This window comes from Pseudodesulfovibrio cashew, assembly GCF_009762795.1.
Classification (GTDB): domain Bacteria; phylum Desulfobacterota; class Desulfovibrionia; order Desulfovibrionales; family Desulfovibrionaceae; genus Pseudodesulfovibrio; species Pseudodesulfovibrio cashew.
This window is the reverse complement of record NZ_CP046400.1, coordinates 3048591-3070921: the sequence shown is the minus strand read 5'-3', so window position 1 is coordinate 3070921 and position 22331 is coordinate 3048591. Positions and strand designations below refer to the sequence as shown.

Sequence of the window (22331 nt, the reverse complement as noted above, 5' to 3'; positions counted from 1 at the left end):
GAGGGCTTTCTTCATGCAATGCTTTAAGTTGGTCAGGCGCGTTTGAAATATAATTTTTGCCATTCATCCAGGAAAAGAATGGCAGTATCCAGGTCGGATAATTTCCCCTGCTGTTGCCTAACGGCCCAGACAAGATCAGGAAAGGAGACGTCATCCGGCAGCCCCAACCTGCCTAGCAACAGACCAATATCGGCGGCCAGCTCGGGGGGCAATTGTGCAAGGGCACCTGTTTCCCGTTTGGGTTTGGGCCACCCTTCCAGACATTCAGCGGTGAACTCCAACAGGGTCCTCATTCGCGCCGCATAGGTGTGGTCGGCCAGCACCCGTGCTCTCGAACGCACGGCAATGGCTTCGGCCTCATCCGGATGGGCAAGAAAATATCCTATCATTTCCTTCAGTTCATCCATGGAAGAAAAGGTAGCCAGCTCATCATCCCTGAACGCATCGGGCATGAGGCTACGCTTGTCCACCAACTGGAATGCGCCGCAGGCGGCCAGTTCAAAGGTACGCGGATTGATGAAATCACCAAAAGTGACCAGTTCTTCAGCCTGTACACTGGAGTGCAGATTGAGATTGATGCGGGTGGCGTTGAAAATCTTCACGCAATCCTCAGGGGATACCCTTGCTCCGCTCATCTGGATAAATGGCTTGAGGACGTGGTCGCCTTCCCATTCCGTTCCCCATATCTTGAGGTCGTGATTGATCAACTCACGGAAGGCGAGACGCCGATTCGGATAGCCTGCGCCCATGAATGAAACCGCCGAGCCGAACTTGCGTTTTTCAACCGACGAAAGCTCTAGAGGCTTGTGGAAATCCGGTTGGGCGGCCAGGGGGAGGTAAAGCGCATTGGGTTGACCGATGGCCTCCAACTCATTGAAAAAGGGTTGCTTTTGAATAACGGCAAAAACATCGTAGAGAGGCGCGAAGGCCTTCCAATAGGTAAAGAGTCGGAAGTCCTCCACAAACCACATGGCAGTTGCCACGCCGTCCCTGCGCAACCGTTTGAGCGCCTGCTGGTTGAGGGGAGCCTGGGCCATGGAGATGACAAGGTCCGGCTCAAAGGTCTCGACCTTGGCCAGTACCGCCTGGCTGATCATGTTGAGAAAGGAATTTTGCAGGTATTCCAGTCTGTCTGTGGTCACCCGAAGATCCTTAAGGGACTCGTAGGCCGAGTGAAATTCCGGTGCTTCAAAGACTTCCGCCAGGTGCCCCTCTTCCCGGAGGGCTGACGCCACGTAGCGACCTATGGGCAAAGAGCCGCCATAGAGCGGCAGGATGACGAGAATACGAAGGTGCTGCATGTCAAATTCCTATAGTTGCCCCGGGCCTCGTCCGGGTGGTCCAATCCCGTGGATGAAAGAAGCGTCCTGCCATGTCGGCCTTACCTCCCGGGTCGCCCTCCCCTGTCCCGGTCAGGTACTCAAGCAGGAAATTGCGGAACACGGCGCGGTCGGCGGCGTCGGTATCTTCTCCCGCCATCGGAGTGTAAATCTGGCCAAGGGCGTCGAATTCCGAGGTAAACGCGATCAGCCCGTCGGGAGCGTGTTCTGGCTTTTCGGTAGTAATGAAACGAAGAAACTCTGGTGAATTGAAGCAACCAAGACAGGCCACATCATGGGGGCACGGCTGGGTTTCAAGACAGGGCAGACAATTACTAACGGCCTGGTACACCCAATGTCCCTGACCGTAAGGTCCGGTCTCGAAACACCATGCGGATGAAAGAAAAAAGGCTGCGACAGGCGTGCCAAGGTGAGCTGCCAGGTGCATGGTTCCGGTGTCCGGAGTGATCAACATGTCCAGTGACTCCACTACCTCCGTCAGTGAGGCCCAGTCTGTCTTTCCAGCCAGATTGACCGTTTTTGACTGCAGCCGTGCTGGAAGTTCCTTGATCAGTGACAGTCCCGCCGCCTGCTCCGATTTTCCACCGAGCAGATGAATTCGCTCGGTTTTGTTGCTCATGGCCAATGTCGCGGTAATACGCGCCAATGTCGTCACCGGCAGGGAACGGCGTGACTCCCGCCCCGCCAGTACTACGCCGATACCGCCGCCTTTGGGGACCGGAGCCGGGTTGACCGTCTCCGGGGCCACAGCGTCCGGGCAATATCCCGCCCAGAAATCCACCAGGTTGATGCCCAGACGGCGATGCCGCGCCCAGCGCATGGCCATGGACGGCCACAACCCGGTGATTTCCTGCCCGTTGCGCCAGGCGAATCCTTCTACCCTGTCTGGATCGAACAGTGCGGCAAGACGAAAATTGAGCGGTGAAAAATTGATGTTATACACGCGCTCAAAATCAACCGCCGCCAAACGGGAGAAGGTGTCGCGATTTTTCACCAGCATGGCCCGAACAGCCTCCTCACGGCTGAGCCCCGTGCCGTGGGCGATGACGGAATGGACCGTGATCTGCGGATAGACCAGCCGGGCCAACGGAGCCAGGGAATGGTCCACGCAGAGGTGCACCTCTGCGTCCTCTCGGGCGCAAAGGGTCGCCAACAGACGCTTGGTCTGGATGAGGTCGCCGAATCGAGCGAGTTGTATGACAAGGTAATGTTTCATGCGGTTTGCTGGTATGAGCGTCAAAATACTATCGTAACCCGGCAGGTTATTGCAAGAACCGGGCAATTCCTATTTTACATGCGACCGACCATTGGTTATCAGTGGACATGCGTTACTACCCCATCTTCGTGAATCTGGAAAACAAGCATTGCCTCGTGGTCGGCGCAGGAGAGGTCGGCAAACGGAAGATCCAGTCCCTGGTGGATGCAGGAGCCGGTTCCGTGACCATCATCGACACCCGCCCCGCCGATCCGGAGATGGACGGCGTACTCGCCCTGGACAACGTGACCTTCGAGGGCCGCGAATTCCGAGACCTTGATCTGGACGGCAAGTTCCTGGTCATCGCCTGCACCTCCAGTGAAGAGGTCAACTGGCGCATCAGCACCCTGTGCGCCGAGCGCGGCATCTTGTGCAATATCGTGGACCAGCCCGAGAAGTGCAGCTTTATCGTACCCGCCACGGTGAAACGCGGGGATCTCACGGTTGCCATTTCCACAGCAGGCCAAAGTCCTGCCATGGCGAAGCGCATCCGAAGAGAATTACAGGAGAACTTCGGTGATGAATACGCCGTCCTGCTCTCCCTGATGGGCAAAGTCCGCGCGCTCATGCTTTCGCTGGGCCTGGAGACCAAAGCCAATACGGCGGTTTTCCGGTCGCTGGTGAACTCCGGCCTTCTGGAGGCCATCAGAATGCACAACCTTGACGCGGCCGAGGAAATCCTTAAAGAATCGTTGCCCCAACCATTGTACGCCAACATCCCGGAGCTGCTCGATGGGCTTGTTTGAATTCCTCCATATCGCCATCATTGCCTTGTATGGCCTGGGCACCGTCCTTTTCCTGACGGGGCTTGGGACGAGCAATGACCGGCTTAAAAAGGTCGCGGTCTGGCTTGCGGCGGCAGGTTTTGCCCTAAACACGGTCGACCTGGTCCTGGTTATCGCCAGGGAACCGGGCGCGCTCTCCGCCGGCAAGTTCTATTTCAACATTCTGGCCTGGTGCGTCCTGGCCGTTTATTTCTATCTCTGGTGGCGACTACGGCTTGAATTCCTGGCTATCACCGCCCTGCCCCTGGCGTTGTTGCTCTTCGTCTCCTCCATGGCCATGGGCGGCATCCGCGTGATCATGCCGCCGGAACTGACTGCCCTGTTCTTCGGGCTGCACATCGCCACGCTCATCCTGACCATGGGCGTTCTGATCATGGCCTTCGGCGCAGGCCTGGCCTTTCTGCATTACAACCGAAAGCTCAAGACCAAGGCCGGTCTGGCCAGCATGGGCAAGGACGTACCCTCCCTGGACAAATTCGACCGCGTCAACCGCTGGGCCATACTCGTCGGCTTTCCGCTCTTTACCCTCGGCCTCTTTTCGACCTTTTTCTGGTACTGGATCGCGCCGGGCAAGCAGTTCGCCTGGGACGTGATGAAAATCGGGTCCCTGGCCGTCTGGTTCCTGTTCGCCTTCCTGTTCCACCAGAGGCTGGTGCTGGGCTGGCGAGGAAGAAAACCCGCAGTCCTCACTATCTGGGTCTTTGCGGGAATGTGCATTTCGCTCATCCATCACACGATTACTTTCAGGTCCATGCCATGAACAGGAATATCATACTCATAGGACTCAACCACCGCACCGCTGGCGTGGACATTCGCGAAAAGTTCGCCCTGACCGATGTGGAGAATTTCGAGAAAGGGCTGATGGCCCACTGTCCCGTACAGGAATGTATGTGCCTTTCCACCTGCAATCGGGTGGAGATCGTTGTTATCGGACAGCGCGCTCCCCAGCATGAAATCCTGGACTCCGTAATTCAATACTGGGCCGGCATCTGCAAGGGCGATCCCGCGCTGCTGGTGGACAACACCTATCGGCATGCCGGACTGGACGCCGTCAAGCACCTGTTCACCGTGGCCAGCTCGCTGGATTCCATGGTGATGGGCGAGCCCCAGATTCTCGGCCAACTCAAGGACGCCTACCGTAAAGCTGTAGATGAAGGGACGGCCAAGACCATCATCAACCGACTGTTGCACAAGTCCTTTTCCGTGGCCAAGCGGGTTCGCACCGAAACGGCCATCGCCTCCAGCGCCGTGTCCATCAGCTTCGCCGCAGTGGAATTGGCCAAAAAGATTTTCGGCAACCTGCAGGGCACCCGGGCCATGCTCGTCGGAGCCGGTGAAATGGCCGAATTGGCCGCCACCCACCTGCTGCAGAACGGCGTTCAGGACATCATCATCGCCAACCGCACCCTCTCCCGCGCCAGAGAGTTGGCCCAGTCCCTTGGTGGCGAACCTATCCAGATCGAGAACATGACGGATAGGCTGCACGAAGTGGACATCGTGATTAGTTCCACCGGGTCGCCCGTGGCCGTGATCAAGGCCAAGGACGTCAAGTCCGTGCTCAGGAAGCGCAAGAACAAGCCGATGTTTTTCATCGATATCGCCGTGCCCCGCGACATCGACCCGGACGTCAACCAGTTGGATAACGTTTACCTCTACGACATCGACGACCTCAACGAGGTGGTCGAGGACAACATGGCCCAACGCCAGGAAGAGGCCAACAAGGCCCGCGCCGTTGTCGACATGGAGACGGAGACCTTCAGCAATTGGCTGCATTCCCTCAGTATCCAGCCCACCATCGTTGATCTCGTCGACAAGAACGAGGAAATAGCCATGCGCGAGTTGGGCAAGACACTCAAACGTATCGGCCCAGTGGATCAGCGTACGCGTGACGCGCTGGAGACTCTGGTCCTCTCCGTGGGGCGGAAATGTCTGCATGAGCCCATCTGCTTCCTAAAGAGGCGTACCCAGGAAGAAGGTTCTGCGGAACGATTCATTGACCTGGCCCGGCGCATGTTCAACCTGGACGACGAAAATGTGCCGGATACAGCGCACCTGGACCGCAAGTCCGGCAGTTGCTCCCCGGAAGACATCGAACAGTTGATCGACACGTCAAAAAACAAGGAACAATAATGCGTTCTTATCTGATAGAAGACCTTTTTGAAGCCGATATTGAAAAAATCAAGGGCGCGCTGAACGAGATGCAGTTGCAGGGCCCCCTGGAGGGCATTTACTACCTGCCCTTGCCCACCGAACTGCTTCAGCAGGAGCAGAAGGACCACCAGGACGAATGCGGCCCATATTTCATGGCCCTGGAGATCATTGAGGGCGCTTCCGACATGTCCGAGTGTCAGCTCAAGCTTGAGTTGCTCACCCGCGCCCGCAACAAGATTCGTTGTTCCTGCGTAAACTACGCCACTCACGAACAGCGAAAGCACATGATCGAGTACCTCGACCAGTTCATCGAGGAGCTCGAGATCTCGGTGTAGCATGGTCTCCGCGCCCCGCGACATCCCGCGCACCCTGCAGGACCTGCCGCCGAAATGGGCGCATTGCTGTCTTCACGTGGAGCACTTTCTTGCCGGAGAGCTTGAGTTCGACCTTTCCGGAAAGACAGTGGTCGTAGCCTTTTCCGGCGGGGTTGATTCCACCGCCCTGCTCTTGATTCTCCATTACTTGGCCCAGAAGAATGGCAGCCGCGTCGTGGCCGCACATCTCAATCACCAACTCAGAGACGAAGCAGACGCTGACGCACAGTGGACGGCGGTGTTCTGTGAGGGACTGGGCATCGCATATGAACAGCGAACCGTGCCCGTGGCTGAATTGGCTGCAAGGGGCGGTGTCGGCCTTGAGCAGGCCGGACGGGATGCGCGCTATGCGTTTTTCGCGGACATCCTTGCGCAACACGACGCGCACTGCTGTGCTCTGGGACATCATCTGGACGACCTGTGCGAAGATGTGCTCATGCGCCTGGCTCGCGGCACGGCCTGGCCTGGGCTTGCCGGGATGTCCGGGTATGACCGGGAACGCCGGATCATCCGCCCCCTGTTGCTTACATCCAAATCGGTCCTGCAGCGATTCCTGACAGATATCGGCGTTACATGGCGTGAGGACGCCACCAATGCGGACCCTGCAATGACCCGAAACAGGGTGCGCCATTCCCTGCTGCCGCTTTTTCTCATGGAAAATCCCAATTTCCCGGAGACCGTAGCCCGCCTCTGGAAGGTGGGACGCCTTGATCGTGATTATTGGGACAAGCAGACCACCTCCAGCGGCCCCCTGCTTCCCCACTCCCTGCTGAAGACGAGTCACAAGGCCCTGCGACTCCGCCTGTACAAGGCTTCTCTGGATGAGATGGACGGGGGCCAGGCTCTGGCCGACACCCTATTCAAGCTGGACTCGGCCTGGGAAGAGCGCAGGTTTGGCGCGGTATTCCAGTTCCCCGGCGACAAGCGGGCTACCATCACCAGGGACGGCGTGGTTTTCTCTGTTTTCTCCTCCAGGCATTGACTTCCTCGGTCCACCAGTATAAGAGCATGTGATCTTTTGCACAATGTGCCGGGATGCCATTGAGGCATTCCCGATGAATATCATCAGGAGGACAGTATGAATATTCTGATTTTCGGCCCCAACGGCTCCGGTAAAGGCACCCAGGGCAACATTGCCAAGGACAAGTACAAACTGGACCACATCGAGTCCGGCGCGATCTTCCGCAAGCACATCGGCGGCGGTACCGAACTGGGCATGAAGGCCAAGGAATACATCAACAAGGGCGAGCTCGTTCCTGATGACATCACCATCCCCATGGTTCTCGACGTGCTGTCCGGTTCCACCGAAGGCTGGCTCCTTGACGGTTTCCCCCGCTCCCTGGTTCAGGGCGAAAAGCTCTGGGACGCCCTGCAGAAGGACGGCGTGAAGCTGGATTACGTCATCGAGATCAAGCTGCCCCGCGAGATCGCCAAGGCCCGCATCATGGGTCGCCGTCTCTGTGAGAATAACCCGAACCACCCCAACAATGTCGGCATCTCGGCCATCGCTCCTGACGGTGATAAGTGCCGCGTCTGCGGCGGTGCCCTGTCCGCCCGCTCCGACGACCAGGATGAGGACGCCATCAACAAGCGTCACGACATCTACTACGATGAGGAAACCGGCACCATGGCCGCTTGTAACTTCTACAAGGACATGAAGGACGGCGGTTTCAAGTACATCGAACTCAATGGCGAAGACACCATCGACGCCATCAAGGATTACCTGATCAGCCAGCTTGATTAGTTTCCTTTAGACAGACCTGTTCGTGGGCCCTTCCGACCAGTTCGGAAGGGCCTTTTTCGTGTGCAGAAAGTCTCCTGCCCATGCTGTGAGAACTGTGATTATATCCGTCAATGGTTAAGCGGTTGACAGAGTCACAAGAGGAAGAAAGTTGCCATAAGGAAGGAGCGAGCTCTTTTCTGTCCGCTACTCCAGGCGCGGCGGTTATATCATTCGTAATGATGCCCGGGAGGGAAATAAAAAAAGGGAAGGACCGTCGGTCCTTCCCTTTTCATATTACATTATGAGCCCTGTTATCAGGCTTCCACTTCCTCGGCTGCGGAACCGGGACCGAAACCGAGCAGGATCGGGCTGGCTACGAAGATGGAGGAGTAGGTACCGACGACAATGCCGATAAGCAGTGCCAGGGCGAAGTCGTGGATGACGGAACCGCCGAGCACGTACAGACACATTACGACCACCAAGGTGGTCAGCGAGGTCATGATCGTACGCGAAAGGGTCTGGTTGACCGAGCGGTTGATGACGTTGCCAAAGCTGGCGTTACTCTTGTTGGCAAGGGTATTCTCACGGATGCGGTCAAAGACGATGATGGTGTCATTGAGCGAGTAACCGATAATGGTCAGGAGCGCGGCGATGATGGTCAGGTCGAACTCCTTGCCCAGGATCGAGAAGATGCCCACGGTGATAATCACGTCGTGAATCAATGCCGCAACCGCGCCCAGGGCGTAGTTCAATTTCAGGTACCAGCACATGGCGATGGTTACGACCATGGCAATGACGGTGAGCCAACCCATGTCCAGGCCGGTCAGGCCCACGCCGTAAATGACCCCGCCGAGAGCGGCGGCCATGATTCCGGCCACGGTCCAGCGTTGCTCGAAACGGCCCGAGATGTACACGGCAATGAGCAACACGGCGTAGAACATGGCCTCAAGTGCCTTGGCTCGAAGGTCTGCGCCCACCTTGGGGCCGACCATCTCCAGTCGCTGAATGCTGTAACCGTCAGCTCCGAGGTCCTTGGTCAGGGCCTCATTGACCCGGTTGCGGATATCCTGAGAAGAGATATCCGAACTGGAGGTACGGATCAGGTATTCGTGGTCGCCTTCCAGGCCGAGGGTCTGAACGACCAGGCCGGGCAATTCGACGCCGTTCATGGCGTCCTTGATTTCGCCCACGTCCTTGGCCTTATCGGCTTTGACCTGGACGATGATGCCGCCAGCGAAGTCGATGCCGTACTTGGGGCCGCCCTTGATCACAAGGGAGCCGAGCCCGGCGAGGATGATTACCGCCGAAAGGATGAAGGCGATCTTGCGCAGGCCGACGAAGTCGATTCGGGTATCGGGTTTGATTATTTGCAGTCCCATGATCTTCTCCCTAGATGCTCAGCTTGGAGTTGTCGGCGCGGTTCTTCGTGTACAGGTCGAACAGAATGCGCGATACGAAGATGGCCGTGAACATGGAGGTGATGATGCCGAGCGTCAGCGTGACGGCAAAACCCCTGATCGGACCGGTACCGAACTGGTAGAGGATGATGGCCGCGATGACCGTGGTCACGTTGGCGTCCAGGATGGTCAGGGTGGCCCGGCCGTATCCTTCGGCAATGGCTGCGCGCACGGTCAACCCCCTGCGCAACTCCTCACGTATCCGTTCGAAGATGATGACGTTGGCGTCCACCGCCATACCGATGGTCAGGATAATGCCCGCGATACCCGGCAACGTCAGGGTAGCGCCGAAGGCCACAAGACCGCCGAGGATGAGCATGATGTTCAGACAGAGCACCACGTCGGCCACGAAACCGGCAAAGCCGTAGTAGATGATCATGAAGCCCAGGACCATGCCCATGCCGATGAGTGCGGACATGATGCCCTTATCGATGGATTCCTGTCCAAGGGACGGACCCACGGTGCGCTGCTCCAGGATTTCAACCGGAGCAGGGAGCGAACCTGCGCGCAGGACCACGGCCAGGTCGCGTGCTTCCTCGCGGGTGAACTGGCCGGTAATGGAGGCGCGGCCTCCGGTGATCTTTTCCTGGATGACGGGTGCGGAATAGACCTTGCCGTCGAGGACGATGGCCATCCGCTTATTCACGTTTTCACCGGTCAGGTTGGCGAAGATGGCGCCGCCCCGGCTATTGAAGGTGATGGAAACGTAGGCCTGGTTCCAGCTGTCGAGTTGGACCTTGGCGTCGGTGATGTATTCACCGGTGAGCACGGCGTCCTTTTTCAGGACGATGGGGGTCTCGGTATAGGAGCCGTTGGCCTGCCGATGCAGGACCACGGAGAGCTCGCGGCCCGGAGCCAGGATACCTTCGGTAGCCTTGGCCACGTCGGCGGTGTCGTCGACCATCTTGAATTCGAGATGGGCGGTCTGGCCGATGATCTTGATGGCTCGCTCCGGGTCCTGAAGACCGGGGAGCTGGACCTGGATGCGGTTACCCTCCTGCTTGCGGATGTCGGGTTCGGCCACTCCGAACTGGTCAATGCGGTTGCGGATGGTCTTGATGGCCTGATCCAGGGTCAGCTTGGCCATTTCCTTTTTATAGGTGGGCTGAACGGCAAGAACGTATTTGACCTTGGAGCCGTCCATGGGTTCGACGGATTCGATGTCGAACGGGGTGTAATCGGCCACGGCCTTTTCGAACCCCTTCTGCTGGTCGGCCTTGAGCAGGACGATCTCCACGCGGGAATCGGAAAGGATGTTGGGGCGCAGGACAAAAATGTTTTCTTCACGGGCCGCTGATTTGAGATCATCGCCAAGACGGGCGAGGTTGTTGCGCATGGCGGTTTCCATGTCAACACCCAGGGTGAGGTGAATGCCTCCCTTGAGGTCAAGGCCGAGATTGACGGGTTCGCCCGGCAGGATTTTGCCGAGCGCGGACCCGGAAACGCCGGGGACGGACGGCAACATGTATGCCAGTCCGAGGACCAGGACGACCAGGGTCACGATGATTCTGAGGCGCAGACTCTGCATGAAATCTCCCTTGATACGAACGAGTTACAGCCTACAATGCGGGGCTTCGCCAAGACAAACGCGGACCGGGCCACAAACAGGTGTGGTCCGGCCCGCACGGAAGTCCGTATTTTCGGCTGTCAAGCCTACTTCTTCTTTTCGTCTGCTGCGGGTTTGCCGTCCTTGTCGGCGACAAAACCGCGCTTGATGACAACGTTGACGCCCTGGGCGATCTCGACAGTGAGGTTGTCGCCGTCGACATCGGTGATACGGCCGAGGATGCCGCCGTTGGTCCAGACCTTGTCGCCCTTCTTCAGAGCGTCGAGCATGGCCTTGTGCTGCTTCTGCTTTTTCTGCTGCGGGCGAATGAGAAGGAAGTAAAAAATGGCGAACATCAGGACGAGCATCGGCAGCGGGCCGCCGAGAATGCCGCCCAGGCCGCCTGCAGCCCCGCCGTCGCCGCCGGTGGGCGGAGCCATTGCGTAGGCTATGGAATCGAAGAACATGGTTCCTCCAGACTTGGGTAAAAATGGTTTTGCGACAAAAGACGATGCCGTCTTCCTGGTCCACGCCGTTTTTGACGTCCCCCTAGCAGGGAACGTACAGGTCGGCGTACGGACGATGCGAAAACGGACGTATTTTCACGAAGTTCTCGCTTAAAATGGCTTCGCTGTCCAGTTTCAATTCCCGGGCGTATTCCCTGACGAGTTCTTCGACGACTTCAAGGTCCTCGGAAGATGCGGGCTGTGCCTGCAGGCCGGGACCGAGTTGTTCCTCGGAAATGCCACCCCGGACGTAGATAACGCCGCCGTGCATGCCCGTGCCGAGACTCCGTCCCGCAACGGGCGCATCAGGCTTATCAGAAAACATACCCAAGAGCAAAATAATTCCACCAGCCATATATTCTCCGAGAAAATCACCGGCCTTGCCGCCGATCACTATCTTCGGCTGATGATCGAGGTAGGCCTTCATATGGATGCCCACCCTGTAGCCCACATCACCCCTGACGAATATCTCGCCGCCGCGCATGGCGTAGCCGATGACGTCTCCGGCAATTCCCTCGATAATCACCCTGCCCTCGTCCATGGTATTGCCAACGCCGTCCTGTGCGTTGTTATGAACCCGAATGCGCGGGCCGCGCATGAAAGCCCCGAGGTCCTGCCCGGGCACGCCATAGATATCGAACAAGAGATCGCCTTCCAGAGCCGTGGCGATATACCGCTGGCCGTTGCATTCCTTTAAGACGAAATGGCCGACGCCTTTTGCGGCCTGAGCCCGAATTTCCTCGTTCAGTTGTTTGTAGTACATCCCGCCCACGGAGAGCGTCTTTTTTTGTTTGGCGCTCATGCTAGGCCTCCAGGTCCACGATAACGGGTTCACCCGCCTTGGGCATCCAGACGCGATCCAGGGTCGGACAGACTTCTCGCACGGCGGATTCCTCACTGGCCATGAAGACCATATCGTCCTTTTCCGCCACCAGCAGGGGTCTGAGCTTGATCCGGTCGTTTAGGCCCATCAGCCGATGGTTGTCCGCCACGAGGATGGCGAAGGGGCCGTTGAGCATGCCGGGGCCGTATGTGGCGCGCAAGGTCGTGTAGAGCTCCCGGTCGGCCTCATCCATACGCACGATCTCGTCCCAGAACGGCGGCGCAAAGCACTTGGCCGCCAGTTCCCAGGTAAGTCCGTGCTTGCGGATGAGCAGGTCAAGCTCATAGGCCACCACCTCAGTGTCGGTCATCATGGTGCAGAGGTAGTCGTGTTCGCACAGCCAGCGGCGATTGATGCCGTAGGAGGAAATCTCCCCGTTGTGGACGATGGACCAATTGAGGATGGTGAACGGGTGCGCCCCGCCCCACCAGCCCGGCGTATTGGTGGGAAAGCGGTTATGTCCGGTCCAGATGTATGCTTCGTACTCCTCCAGCCGAAAGAGTTCGGCGATGTCCTCGGGGTAGCCCCCCCCCTTGAACGCGCCCATGTTCTTGCCGCTGGAAACAACGAAGGCCCCGCCGATGGCGGTGTTGATCTTCATGACCACAGCCACCACGTAGTCTTCCTCGGCAAGTTCCGCGAATTCGTTGACCGGACTATCAGGCACGGTGACGAAATAGCGGATAAACACCGGCGGATTCGGGATGGCCAGGGTGTGCCGGGTGGGAATGGGCTCGAAGTGGTGCATATCGAAATACTCGCGCAGCATCTTTTCGGTGCGCTCAATAGCCGCCGGGTCATCGTACATGAGGTGGAAGCAATAGTGATCGGCGTGCTCGGGATAGATGCCGTATGCCGCGAATCCACCTCCAAGGCCGTTGCCCCGGTCGTGCATGCAGGTCATGGCCCGGATGGGCACGTCACCCGAAATCAGTCCCCTTTTCCGGTTGATGACCCCGAAAACGCCGCAACCGGCGATGTCCTTTTGAAAATCGTGATATCCTTCGGGCGCTTTCATCGGTCCACCTCGCTCAATCCTGTTCCACGTAACCGGGGTTCCAGGTTTCCCTGAAGAAATCCTCGGGCCACATGAGCACATCGGGCCCGCCGGCCAGAATCCGTTTCTTTGCCTCTTCTGGCACGGCCATGCGAAACTTGACGAAGGCCGTATACATTCCGGCCATGTCGATGTCTCCAACCAGTACGTATCCCACGAGCCGGTCGTGGTGAAAAACCAGCTTTCGGTAGGATTTCTTTTTTTCGTCAATCGAGGAGACGATTTCGTAGCTTTCATCTTCTTCCGGCGGATTAACCGTGCCCACGGATATGGTGGGCAGCCCGTAGAAGGAGATGGAATTCATGGCCAGGGAGCCTGTGAATTCGGTCTCGTCGCCCGCCATATTCTTGCCCGCGCAGAACCCCTGGTTGTAGGCATTGGTCCAGATGGGAATGACCCTGCCATCACCAAAGAGCAGATCCCTGGCCTGGGCCACATCGCCTGCAGCGAACACGCCCGGTACGTCGGCCCGCATGTGCTCATCCACCAGAATCCCTTGGTCGACTTTGATCCCGGTACCTTTGGCCAGATCGTAGTTGGGAACCACGCCGATGGCGATGACCACCACGTCGCATTGGAGAAAATCGCCGTCCGTCAGGTGCACGCCCTTGAGGTTGCCTGCCTTGTCGCGCTGAATTTCCTTGGCGGACACGCCGCAACGCACGTTCAGGCCGACTTCGGCAAGCCGGGTACCGGCCAGCGCTGCCGCGTTTTCGTCAAAGGCGAGGCTCAGGATGCGCGGCGAAAGCTCCAGGATGGTCACGTCAACGCCCCTGTCAAACAGGGATTCCCCTGCCTTGAGGCCGATGAGCCCACCGCCGATGACCACGGCGCGTTTGATATCCCCTGCCTTGGCAATTAGGGTCTGAGCGTGATCCAGGTTGGTAAAGTTGTAGACATCAGCCCCTTCCACGCCGGGAATCAGCGGGGTGAACGGCATGCCACCCACGGCGATAAGCAAATTTTCGTAGCCTATTGTTTCGTCTTTGTCCGTGGTGACAGTTCTGGCTCCGGTATCGATGGCCTCAACCGAGGTCCCGAGCATCAGGTCGACCTTGCTGCTCTCGTAGAATTCCGCAGGGCGCAGGGCCAACCGGTCAGGCTTGATCTTGCCCGCCAGCAGGTAGGAGATGAGGGGCCTGCCATAGGCGGGAGTGTTCTCTGCCCCTATGACCAGGATTTCGTTTTCACGATCCACTTTGCGGATGCCCTCGATGGCGCCTATGGAGGCCACGCCGTTGCCGATAATGACGTATTTCAAATTCCGCACGCTACCGCTCCTCGTACTTGAGCGCCTGGTTGGGGCAGGCCGCAACGCATGCCGGGCCGCCCTCCCGCCCCTCGCACAGGTCGCACTTGACGATCTTGGATTCCAGGGGGTGCCTGCGAATGGCTCCGTAGGGGCAGGCCATGAGGCAGGACCAGCAGCCCACGCATCTGTCGCGATCATAAACGGTGCGACCGGTTTCCGGGTCCTTGCGCAACCCGCCAGCAATGCAGGCGGCCACGCAGGCGGCCTCGTCGCAGTGACGGCAACTGATGGCCACGCTGATGTCGCCGCTCTCGAAGACCCGCTTGCGGGGAGAAAGGCCGTCCTTGCCCCGCTCCTCTCTGAAAGCAATGATCAGGTCCTTGGACTTGGAATGGGCCGTGACGCAGGCCAACTCGCAGAGATGGCAGCCGATGCAGTAATCCTTGTTGGGATAGACGCGCTTCATGATTTCTTCCGCCTAACGCCCGGCATGCTTGATGCCGAGAATGTCGAGTTCGGTGTCGGACAGTCCCACGCCGCGCAGCTTGTCGCGGTTACCGCGGAGGGACTCAATGGAGTTGAGCCCCATGCCGCCAAGCATCTCCTCGATTTCGTGTCCCCAGGCCCGGATCAGATTGGCCAGCTTCTTGGCGGCGATATCCGGATTCTGGCGTTTGGAAAGCTTGGGGTCGTTGGTGGCGATGCCCCACGGGCATTTGCCGGTGTAGCACCGTCCGCACAGGGTGCAGCCCACCGCCACCAGCGTGGCCGTTCCGATATAGACGGCGTCCGCCCCGAGGGCGATGGCCTTGATCACGTCGCCCGAGCAGCGGATACCACCGGCGGCTACGATGGAGACGTTGTTGCGGATGCCCTCGTCTCGGAGACGCTGGTCCACCTGGGCTAGAGCCAGCTCGATGGGAATGCCCACGTTGTCGCGGATCATGGCCGGGGCCGCGCCCGTGCCGCCGCGCATGCCATCGATGGTCACGATGTCCGCACCGGCCCGGGCAATACCAGAGGCGATAGCGGCCACATTGTGCACTGCGGCGATCTTGACCGAAACCGGCACCTTGTACTCACTGGCTTCCTTCAGGGCGTAGATGAGCTGGAGCAGGTCTTCAATGGAGTAGATGTCATGGTGCGGTGCCGGAGAGATGGCGTCGGAACCGATGGGCACCATGCGAGTCTCGGAAACCTTGTCGTTGATCTTTTCGCCGGGCAGATGCCCGCCGATGCCGGGCTTGGCACCCTGCCCCACCTTGATCTCAATGCCCACTCCGGCCTTGAGGTAGTCCCGATGCACGCCGAAACGACCGGACGCCACCTGGACGATGGTGTGGCTACCATATTTATATAATGATTTGTGCAACCCGCCCTCGCCCGTGTTGTAGACGGTGCCGGTCTCGGTGGCCGCACGCGCCATGGCCCGGTGCAGGTTGAAGTTGATGGCCCCGAAGGACATGGCCGCGAACATGATCGGCACGTCCAGGGCGATCTGCGGTGCGAGTTTCGTTTTCAACTCGGGCTTGCCGTCCTTGCCCGTCTGCACCTCTACCCGCCTGGGCTTGGCTCCAAGAAACGTCTTGAGCTCCATGGGTTCACGCAACGGGTCGATGGACGGATTGGTCACCTGACTGGCGTCAAGCAGCATCCGATCCCAATATATGGGAATATCCACCGGGGACCCCATGCCCGCCAGAAGCACCCCGCCTGTATCCGCCTGCTTGTATATGTTCTGCAGGAACACGGGCCGCCACAGGGCGTGGGAGCGGAAGTCGGAAGGATTGTTGCGGATGGTCAAGGCATTTGTCGGGCAGAGGGCCTCGCAACGATGACAGCCGATGCATTTGGTATTGTCATGCATGACCTTCTGCCGGGCATCGTCCCAAAAATGTGCTTCATAGGAACATTGCCTTATGCAGACCTTGCAATTGATGCACAATTCCGGGTCCCGGTCGATGCAGAATTCGTGATAGTTCTTATTGACTGGTTGAAAGAGCAAGACGCTTACCTCGTTTGATGTGTTGCCTCAAAAACTGTCTTGCGAACCGCTATCCAGAAAATCTTTCAGCCCGATTCCATTGCAGACAAAAAGGGCTTTTGGCGAACGATTATCACCAGACCACAGGTCTGTCCCAACTGTCAAGATTTCTACAACATAGTAAATAAAAAGAAAAATTTAACCTCATATGCAAAAGGAGCCCAGTGGCATGCAAGGGCGGCGAAATGCAGGTGTGAGTCTTTTTGCAAAAAGACGAAGTCAGTTCCAGGGCAAAGCTTACCTGTGTGAATGCACACTTCCTGTCAGCATAAGAGGACGAAACCTGTTCAGGAGGCAAACGGTTGCTTGACATTGTTTGCTTTTCAAAATATTGGAACTTCATGCATATAAACCAAAATCGCTTTCGCTTCTTTTTCTTTTTTAGCTTTCGCTTCTTTAGAAGCGCCTGCGGTCTTGGGGTGTGTGCATAACGGATAGATAACCGACACATCGTAAACAAGGGCCGCAGGCGACAAGCCGGCGGCCTTTTTGTTTGTGCTTCCGCCGGCTGACCGTCTGGCCCGCAAGCAAGGAGAGGTAGGTTCATGATGTTGGGATTCGGGAGTGTTGAAATCGCGCTGGCCTTCTGGCTCAGTATCGCCTCCACGCTGCTATGCGTGGTCTACGGCATCGTCAACTGGAACAAGGGGGGCAACGATAAACCGGGGGGGGATGCGTAGATGGAAGGCAAAATCATAGGCATCCTCGTCTATCTGGGGGTCATTTTTTATCTCGGCTACAAGGCATGGCTGCGGACCAAGGAATCCACGGACTACATGCTCGCCGGACGGCAGATGAATCCATTCATCCTGGCCATGTCCTACGGAGCGACCTTTGTATCCACGTCAGCCATCATCGGCTTCGGCGGCGTCTCAGGCATGTTCGGCATGTCTTTGCTCTGGCTGACCTTCCTGACCATTTTCGTCGGCATCTTCATCGCCATGGTCTGCTTCGGCAAAAGGACCAGGCGCATGGGCCTGGCCCTGGACAGCCACACCTTCCCCGAACTGCTGGGCAGACGCTACAAGTCCAAATTCATCCAGCAGTTCTCGGGCGTGGTCATCTTCGTGTTCATCCCGGTCTACGCGGCGGCCGTGCTCATCGGCATCTGCCGCATGCTCGAGGTGGCCTTCCCCGCTATCAGCTACGGTGCGTGGCTGCTCATCGTCACGGCCATCGTGGCCATGTACGTTGTCACGGGCGGGCTCAAGGCCGTCATGTATACCGATGCCTTCCAGGGCTCAATCATGGCCGCCATGATGCTTATCCTGATCGTCACGACCTACTCCCTGCTGGGAGGCGTGACCGAGGCGCACCAGGCCCTGACCGACATGATTTCCCTGGTACCAGCCAAACTGCTCAAGGGCGGCCTGGTGGGATGGACCGAAGGACCGCACTTCCAGTCGCCCATCGGCCTGACCATTTACACGACCATCATCTATGGCGTGGGCATTGGCGTACTCGCGCAGCCCCAGTTGGCCATCCGCTTCATGACCGTACCTTCCGACCGGGAACTCAATCGGGCCGTGGCCATAGGCGGCGTTTTCATCCTGCTCATGACCGGCGTAGCCTTCCTGACCGGCGCGCTCTCCAACGTGGTCTTCTTCAAGGAGTTCGGCAAGATCTCCATTGCCATGGCCGGAGGCAACTTCGACAAGATCATTCCCATCTACATAGACAAGATCATGCCCGGCTGGTTCTCGGGGCTTTTCCTGGTGGCCATGTTCGCGGCGGCCATGTCGACCATGAGCTCCCAGTATCACGTGGGCGGCACATCCCTTTCCCGCGATTTCCTTGAGCAATATATCAAGGTCGGCAACAGCGGTTCTGACATGAAGCTCAACCGGCTCGGCGTGACGGTCGCCGTCATCGCCACATTGGTTTGGGCCTGGCTGCTGCCCGGCGGCGTCATCGCCAGGGCCACGGCCTTCTTCTTCGGCCTGTGCGCGGCCTCCTTCCTGCCCATCTACGTGCTCGGGCTCTACTGGAAAGGCATGACCAAACGGGGGGCAAAGGTTTCCATGGTCGGCGGTTTCGCCTTTTCCATGTTCTGGCTGCTCTTCATACACGTCAAGGAAGCCCAGACCATCGGCCTGTGCCAGGCCCTGACCGGCAAGGTCACCCTGGTGGCGGACGCCGCCCCCATGTCCTGGGCGTGGCTGCTCCAGTGGGTGGACCCCAACGTGGTCGCCCTGCCTGTCTCCCTCGCCCTGGCCGTGGGCGTCTCCCTGGCCACCCGACGAATGGAACAAAAGCACCTCGACCTCTGCTGGGAAGGCCTCTGCTAACCATTCGCCATAACGTGGTAAATACTAGCGCCGGAGCCCACCAGCTCCGGCGCTTTTTTTTGCCCATTCATCATTTGACAGGCGCGGACATACGGACAATAAACAACCAACCATCAAGCCAAAGGACCGGACGAACGAATGAAGACGATACCCGTGAACGTGAAGTACCTGCATGACGTGTGGAAGGAACACGACCTGGCCTACTCTACCGAGTACTCGGCGGGCGTGGACCTGCGCGCCTGCATCGATGTCCCGGAACTGGAGATCGGCCCGGGAGAAAAGGCCGCCATACCTGCTGGCCTGGCCATCGAAATCCTTGAGCCGAGCATTGCCGCCTATGTCTTTTCCCGCAGCGGCCTCGGCACCAAGCAAGGACTGACCGTAAGCCAGGGCGTAGGCGTCATCGACCCCGACTACCGGGGCGAGATCAAGGTCTCCCTGCTCAACACCTCCGGGGAAGTGCGACGAATTGAGCGCGGACAGCGCATCGCACAACTGGTCTTCATGCCCGTCTTTCAAGGCGCTTTCCAGATCGTGGACCAACTCGGTGCCACGGACCGCGGGGCCGGAGGCTTCGGTTCCACGGGAACGATATAACTTTCGAGGAATAAACGATGAGCAACAAATTCGATAAAATCAAGGAAAGGGAATCCTCTCTGCTTTGTCACACCTATGGACGGTATCCCCTGGCCGTGTCCAAGGCCAAGGACTGCCGCCTCTACGACCTTGATGGGGAGGAGTACATCGACTTCCTGGCGGGCATCGCCGTGTGCAGCCTGGGACACAGCCGGGACGATCTGGCCGACGTTATGGCCGAGCAGGCGAGGAAGCTTGTTCACGTCTCCAATCTCTTTTACCAGGAGCCGCAGCTGGACCTCGCGGAGAAACTGCTCTCCACCTGCGCGGCCGATAAGGTCTTCTTCGCCAACTCCGGGGCCGAAGCCAACGAGGGAGCCATCAAGCTCGCCCGGAGATACATGCACAAGGTGCGGGGCGAGGAACGGCATGAAATCATCACCCTGGAGAAGTCCTTCCACGGCAGAACGCTGTCCACCCTGACCGCCACGGGCCAGGCCGGTCCCATCAAAGATGGCTTCAACCCGCTGCCCGAGGGTTTCGTCACCGTGCCCTTCGGCAACGTCAACGCCCTGCGCGGGGCCATCAACAAGCACACTGCCGCGATCATGATTGAAATGATCCAGGGCGAAGGCGGCGTCCGGCCCCTGCCCTCGGATTACGTCAACGACATCGTCGCCCTGTGCAAGGAAAACGGCATCCTGCTTATCGTGGACGAAGTCCAGACGGGCCTGTGCCGGACCGGCCGCTTCTGGGCCCATCAGCACTACGGCGTGACGCCGGACATCTTCACCTCAGCCAAGGCCCTGGCGAACGGCCTGCCCATGGGCGCGGTGCTGTGCACAGATGAACTGGCCAAGGGCTTCGAGCCCGGTTCCCACGCCACCACCTTCGGCGGCGGGGGCGTGGTCTCCGCGGTGGCCGCCAAGGTCATCGACATCATGCTCGAGGAAAAACTGGACGAGCAGGCCTTCCACATGGGCGTATTCGCCGCTCAGGAGGCTGAAAAGCTGCGGGCCAAGCACCCCGACAAGATCGTTGGGCCGCGCGGCCTGGGTCTGCTCTTCGGAATCGAGCTCGCCGTGGACGGCGCGCCGGTCTGGAAGGGGCTGCTCGAAAAGAAGATGGTCTGCAACCTTACCCAGGGCAAGATCCTGAGGCTGGTGCCGCCGCTGACCATCACCAAGGAAGACATCTCAGCCTTCATGGCCGCGTTGGACGAGATCCTGTCGGCGCTGTAATCCGGGGCGTCTTGACCGTGGTTGGCCGAGTGCGTATCTAGGAGGGAGAGGTATACGATGAGCAGCATCTCCCCCCTTGAGCCCATGAGCGAGTATTCGCCCGAGCGGTACGAAGAAAAGCGGGAGGAAATAGATCCCCTGCAGGCGCAACCAAATGAAGATGCCCGGACACCGGTCGTCAAGGCCGCTGTAGAGCAACAGGACGCCAAGACCACGCTCAATGCCTTCCAGTACACCGGCAAGGGATCGTTCATCGACAAGGTCTTCTAAAAACAACAATACAGGGCCGGGAGCTTCGGTTCCCGGCCTTTTCATATCCACCAAAGCGGAGCATTCATGTCCACCCTTTTGAAAATCGAGTTCACTATTGCCGAAGACCTGGCCGACGAGGCCGGAGTTTTCATCGCCTCCAAAGTCCCTCACGGCTGGGAGGAAACCCCGGCAGACGGAGGTCGGCACTTTACTATGTATCTTGAGGACCATCCCCTGGGCATGGAAATGGTCAAGGCTTTCCAGACCGAATTTCCGGATACAGACGTTGTCTACTCCGAACAGGAATCCGAAGACTGGGCCATGGCCTGGAAGGATTTCTTTTCCCCGGTCAACTGTGGCGAGACATTCAAGATTCTCCCTCCTTGGCTTGAGGACGGCGAAGAAAACGGCTCGACCCACATCGTCATAGAGCCAAAGATGGCCTTTGGCACCGGTCATCACCCGACCACGGCCCTCTGCCTGGAGACCATCGGCAAGCTGGCCAAAAAAGGACTGCTCAAAGAGGGACAGGAGTTCCTCGATCTGGGCACGGGGTCGGGTATTTTGGGCATCGGCATGTGCAAACTCGGACTGCATGGCACCGGGCTCGACATCGACCCCCAGGCCATTGTCTGCGCCGTGGAAAACGCCCAGAACAACAATGTGGCGGACACCCTTGAACTGGCTGTGGGCAGCATCGACTGCCTGGACAAGGACAAGTTTTTCGACCTGGTTGTGGCCAATATCCTCTCCGGGCCGCTCATTGAGATGGCCATGGACATCACAGCCCACGTCAAACCTGGCGGTGTACTCATTCTGTCCGGCATTCTCGCTGGCAACCAGGCCGACGCCGTGGCCGACGCTTACGAAAGACGCGGAATCGGGGCGCCGGAACGATTCATCGACGGCGAATGGTCCTGCCTTGTCTGGGAGAAGGTCGGCTAGATGGGCACGGGCGCGGTCATCCGCGACATGTACGGGGCGTTGCTTGACGCCCTTGGCCCGAGCCATTGGTGGCCGGGCGACACTCCGTTCGAAATTGCCGTGGGAGCAATACTGACCCAGAACACCAACTGGCAGAACGTGGAAAAGGCCATCACCAACCTCAAGGAGAGCGGCAACCTGTCTGCCCGGGCCATGCTGGAACTGCCCCCCTCGGAACTGGCCGAGTTGATCCGCCCCGCCGGTTACTATAACATCAAGACAAAACGGCTCAGAAATTTCTTGGAATTTCTGCGTATTGAGGCAGACTACGATCTAGAGGCTCTCAAAGTTCAACCTTTGCATGAGCTTCGGCCAAAGGTGTTGGGCATCAACGGCGTGGGCCCGGAAACCGCTGATTCCATCCTGCTGTACGCGTTGGAAAAACCCACCTTTGTGGTGGATGCCTACACCGCCCGGCTGATGGGACGGCATGCCCTTGCCTGGGAAGGGATCGAATACCATGATCTCCAGGCGCTTTTCATGGACGCCCTGCCCGAGGATGTGGCACTGTACAATGAATACCATGCGCTCATCGTTCGCGCCGGCAAGGACTGGTGCAAAAAGAAAGCCGGGCTATGCGATACCTGCCCGCTCAAACCGTTTCTAGCTTCCTGACA

23 protein-coding genes are annotated in these 22331 nt (G+C 58.4%); 13 read left to right on the top strand and 10 right to left on the bottom strand.

Annotated elements, in window-relative coordinates; all coding sequences use genetic code 11:
• Positions 1 to 32: 32 nt before the first annotated feature.
• The gene (locus GM415_RS13975) at positions 33 to 1301 is read right to left on the bottom strand and encodes a CgeB family protein (RefSeq protein ID WP_158949212.1); all 1269 of its coding nucleotides are present in this window, start codon (positions 1299 to 1301) and stop codon (positions 33 to 35) included.
• A gap of 1 nt (position 1302) precedes the next feature.
• Positions 1303 to 2556 (bottom strand): glycosyltransferase family 9 protein, encoded by a 1254-nt coding sequence (locus GM415_RS13970; protein ID WP_158949210.1) that lies wholly within the window; start codon positions 2554 to 2556, stop codon positions 1303 to 1305.
• 107 nt (positions 2557 to 2663) lie between these two features.
• Between GM415_RS13970 and GM415_RS13965 the strand changes: the two genes are divergently transcribed.
• The 6 genes from GM415_RS13965 (at position 2664) to GM415_RS13940 (ending at position 7649) form a co-directional block, all read left to right on the top strand.
• Positions 2664 to 3341, top strand: a complete 678-nt coding sequence (locus GM415_RS13965) for a precorrin-2 dehydrogenase/sirohydrochlorin ferrochelatase family protein (protein WP_158949208.1) — start codon at positions 2664 to 2666, stop codon at positions 3339 to 3341.
• Positions 3328 to 4140: a cytochrome C assembly family protein gene (locus tag GM415_RS13960; protein WP_158949206.1), complete on the top strand. Its 813-nt coding sequence runs from the start codon at positions 3328 to 3330 to the stop codon at positions 4138 to 4140. Before GM415_RS13965 ends, GM415_RS13960 begins: the two co-directional genes overlap by 14 nt.
• A complete protein-coding gene (hemA, locus tag GM415_RS13955) occupies positions 4137 to 5510 on the top strand; it encodes a glutamyl-tRNA reductase (RefSeq protein WP_158949204.1) in 1374 nt (457 codons plus the stop codon). The genes GM415_RS13960 and hemA overlap by 4 nt, the downstream gene beginning before the upstream one ends.
• Positions 5510 to 5866: a hypothetical protein gene (locus GM415_RS13950; RefSeq protein WP_158949202.1), complete on the top strand. Its 357-nt coding sequence runs from the start codon at positions 5510 to 5512 to the stop codon at positions 5864 to 5866. Before hemA ends, GM415_RS13950 begins: the two co-directional genes overlap by 1 nt.
• Position 5867: 1 nt before the next feature.
• The gene (tilS, locus tag GM415_RS13945) at positions 5868 to 6887 is read left to right on the top strand and encodes a tRNA lysidine(34) synthetase TilS (protein ID WP_158949200.1); all 1020 of its coding nucleotides are present in this window, start codon (positions 5868 to 5870) and stop codon (positions 6885 to 6887) included.
• Between the two features lie 96 nt (positions 6888 to 6983).
• Entirely contained in the window at positions 6984 to 7649 is a 666-nt protein-coding gene (locus tag GM415_RS13940) for an adenylate kinase (RefSeq protein WP_158949198.1), read from the top strand.
• Positions 7650 to 7942: 293 nt separating this feature from the next.
• On the opposite strand, the gene secF is transcribed toward GM415_RS13940, so the two are convergent.
• The 8 genes from secF to GM415_RS13900 all read right to left on the bottom strand — a co-directional run bounded on the left by secF (position 7943) and on the right by GM415_RS13900 (position 16334).
• Positions 7943 to 9007: a protein translocase subunit SecF gene (secF, locus tag GM415_RS13935; protein ID WP_158949196.1), complete on the bottom strand. Its 1065-nt coding sequence runs from the start codon at positions 9005 to 9007 to the stop codon at positions 7943 to 7945.
• Positions 9008 to 9017: 10 nt separating this feature from the next.
• On the bottom strand, positions 9018 to 10613 hold the full coding sequence (gene secD, locus GM415_RS13930) for a protein translocase subunit SecD (protein WP_158949194.1): 1596 nt from the start codon (positions 10611 to 10613) through the stop codon (positions 9018 to 9020).
• A gap of 125 nt (positions 10614 to 10738) precedes the next feature.
• The gene (yajC, locus tag GM415_RS13925; protein ID WP_158949191.1) at positions 10739 to 11098 is read right to left on the bottom strand and encodes a preprotein translocase subunit YajC; all 360 of its coding nucleotides are present in this window, start codon (positions 11096 to 11098) and stop codon (positions 10739 to 10741) included.
• An 82-nt stretch (positions 11099 to 11180) separates the two neighbouring features.
• Entirely contained in the window at positions 11181 to 11939 is a 759-nt protein-coding gene (locus GM415_RS13920) for a GltB/FmdC/FwdC-like GXGXG domain-containing protein (protein ID WP_158949189.1), read from the bottom strand.
• Position 11940: 1 nt separating this feature from the next.
• Positions 11941 to 13038: a class II glutamine amidotransferase gene (locus GM415_RS13915; RefSeq protein WP_158949187.1), complete on the bottom strand. Its 1098-nt coding sequence runs from the start codon at positions 13036 to 13038 to the stop codon at positions 11941 to 11943.
• 13 nt (positions 13039 to 13051) lie between these two features.
• A complete protein-coding gene (locus GM415_RS13910; RefSeq protein ID WP_338419779.1) occupies positions 13052 to 14347 on the bottom strand; it encodes an NAD(P)/FAD-dependent oxidoreductase in 1296 nt (431 codons plus the stop codon).
• Position 14348: 1 nt separating this feature from the next.
• Positions 14349 to 14795, bottom strand: a complete 447-nt coding sequence (locus GM415_RS13905; RefSeq protein ID WP_158949185.1) for a 4Fe-4S dicluster domain-containing protein — start codon at positions 14793 to 14795, stop codon at positions 14349 to 14351.
• Positions 14796 to 14807: 12 nt separating this feature from the next.
• Entirely contained in the window at positions 14808 to 16334 is a 1527-nt protein-coding gene (locus GM415_RS13900) for a glutamate synthase-related protein (RefSeq protein ID WP_158949183.1), read from the bottom strand.
• Between the two features lie 584 nt (positions 16335 to 16918).
• On the opposite strand from GM415_RS13900, the gene GM415_RS18210 reads away from it, so the two are divergent.
• The 7 genes from GM415_RS18210 (at position 16919) to GM415_RS13870 (ending at position 22329) form a co-directional block, all read left to right on the top strand.
• Positions 16919 to 17053, top strand: coding sequence for a symporter small accessory protein (locus GM415_RS18210; RefSeq protein ID WP_277872925.1), 135 nt, complete (start codon positions 16919 to 16921; stop codon positions 17051 to 17053).
• On the top strand, positions 17054 to 18661 hold the full coding sequence (locus GM415_RS13895; RefSeq protein ID WP_158949181.1) for a sodium:solute symporter family protein: 1608 nt from the start codon (positions 17054 to 17056) through the stop codon (positions 18659 to 18661). It begins immediately after the preceding gene.
• Between the two features lie 138 nt (positions 18662 to 18799).
• Positions 18800 to 19258 carry a dUTP diphosphatase gene (gene dut / locus GM415_RS13890; protein ID WP_158949179.1) on the top strand — a complete coding sequence of 153 codons (459 nt, stop codon included), beginning with the start codon at positions 18800 to 18802 and terminating at the stop codon, positions 19256 to 19258.
• Positions 19259 to 19275: 17 nt separating this feature from the next.
• Positions 19276 to 20478: an aspartate aminotransferase family protein gene (locus GM415_RS13885; RefSeq protein ID WP_158949177.1), complete on the top strand. Its 1203-nt coding sequence runs from the start codon at positions 19276 to 19278 to the stop codon at positions 20476 to 20478.
• Between the two features lie 57 nt (positions 20479 to 20535).
• Positions 20536 to 20748, top strand: a complete 213-nt coding sequence (locus tag GM415_RS13880) for a hypothetical protein (RefSeq protein WP_158949175.1) — start codon at positions 20536 to 20538, stop codon at positions 20746 to 20748.
• Positions 20749 to 20814: 66 nt separating this feature from the next.
• Positions 20815 to 21675, top strand: coding sequence for a 50S ribosomal protein L11 methyltransferase (gene prmA / locus GM415_RS13875; RefSeq protein WP_158949173.1), 861 nt, complete (start codon positions 20815 to 20817; stop codon positions 21673 to 21675).
• On the top strand, positions 21676 to 22329 hold the full coding sequence (locus GM415_RS13870; RefSeq protein ID WP_158949171.1) for an endonuclease III domain-containing protein: 654 nt from the start codon (positions 21676 to 21678) through the stop codon (positions 22327 to 22329).
• Positions 22330 to 22331 lie beyond the last annotated feature (2 nt).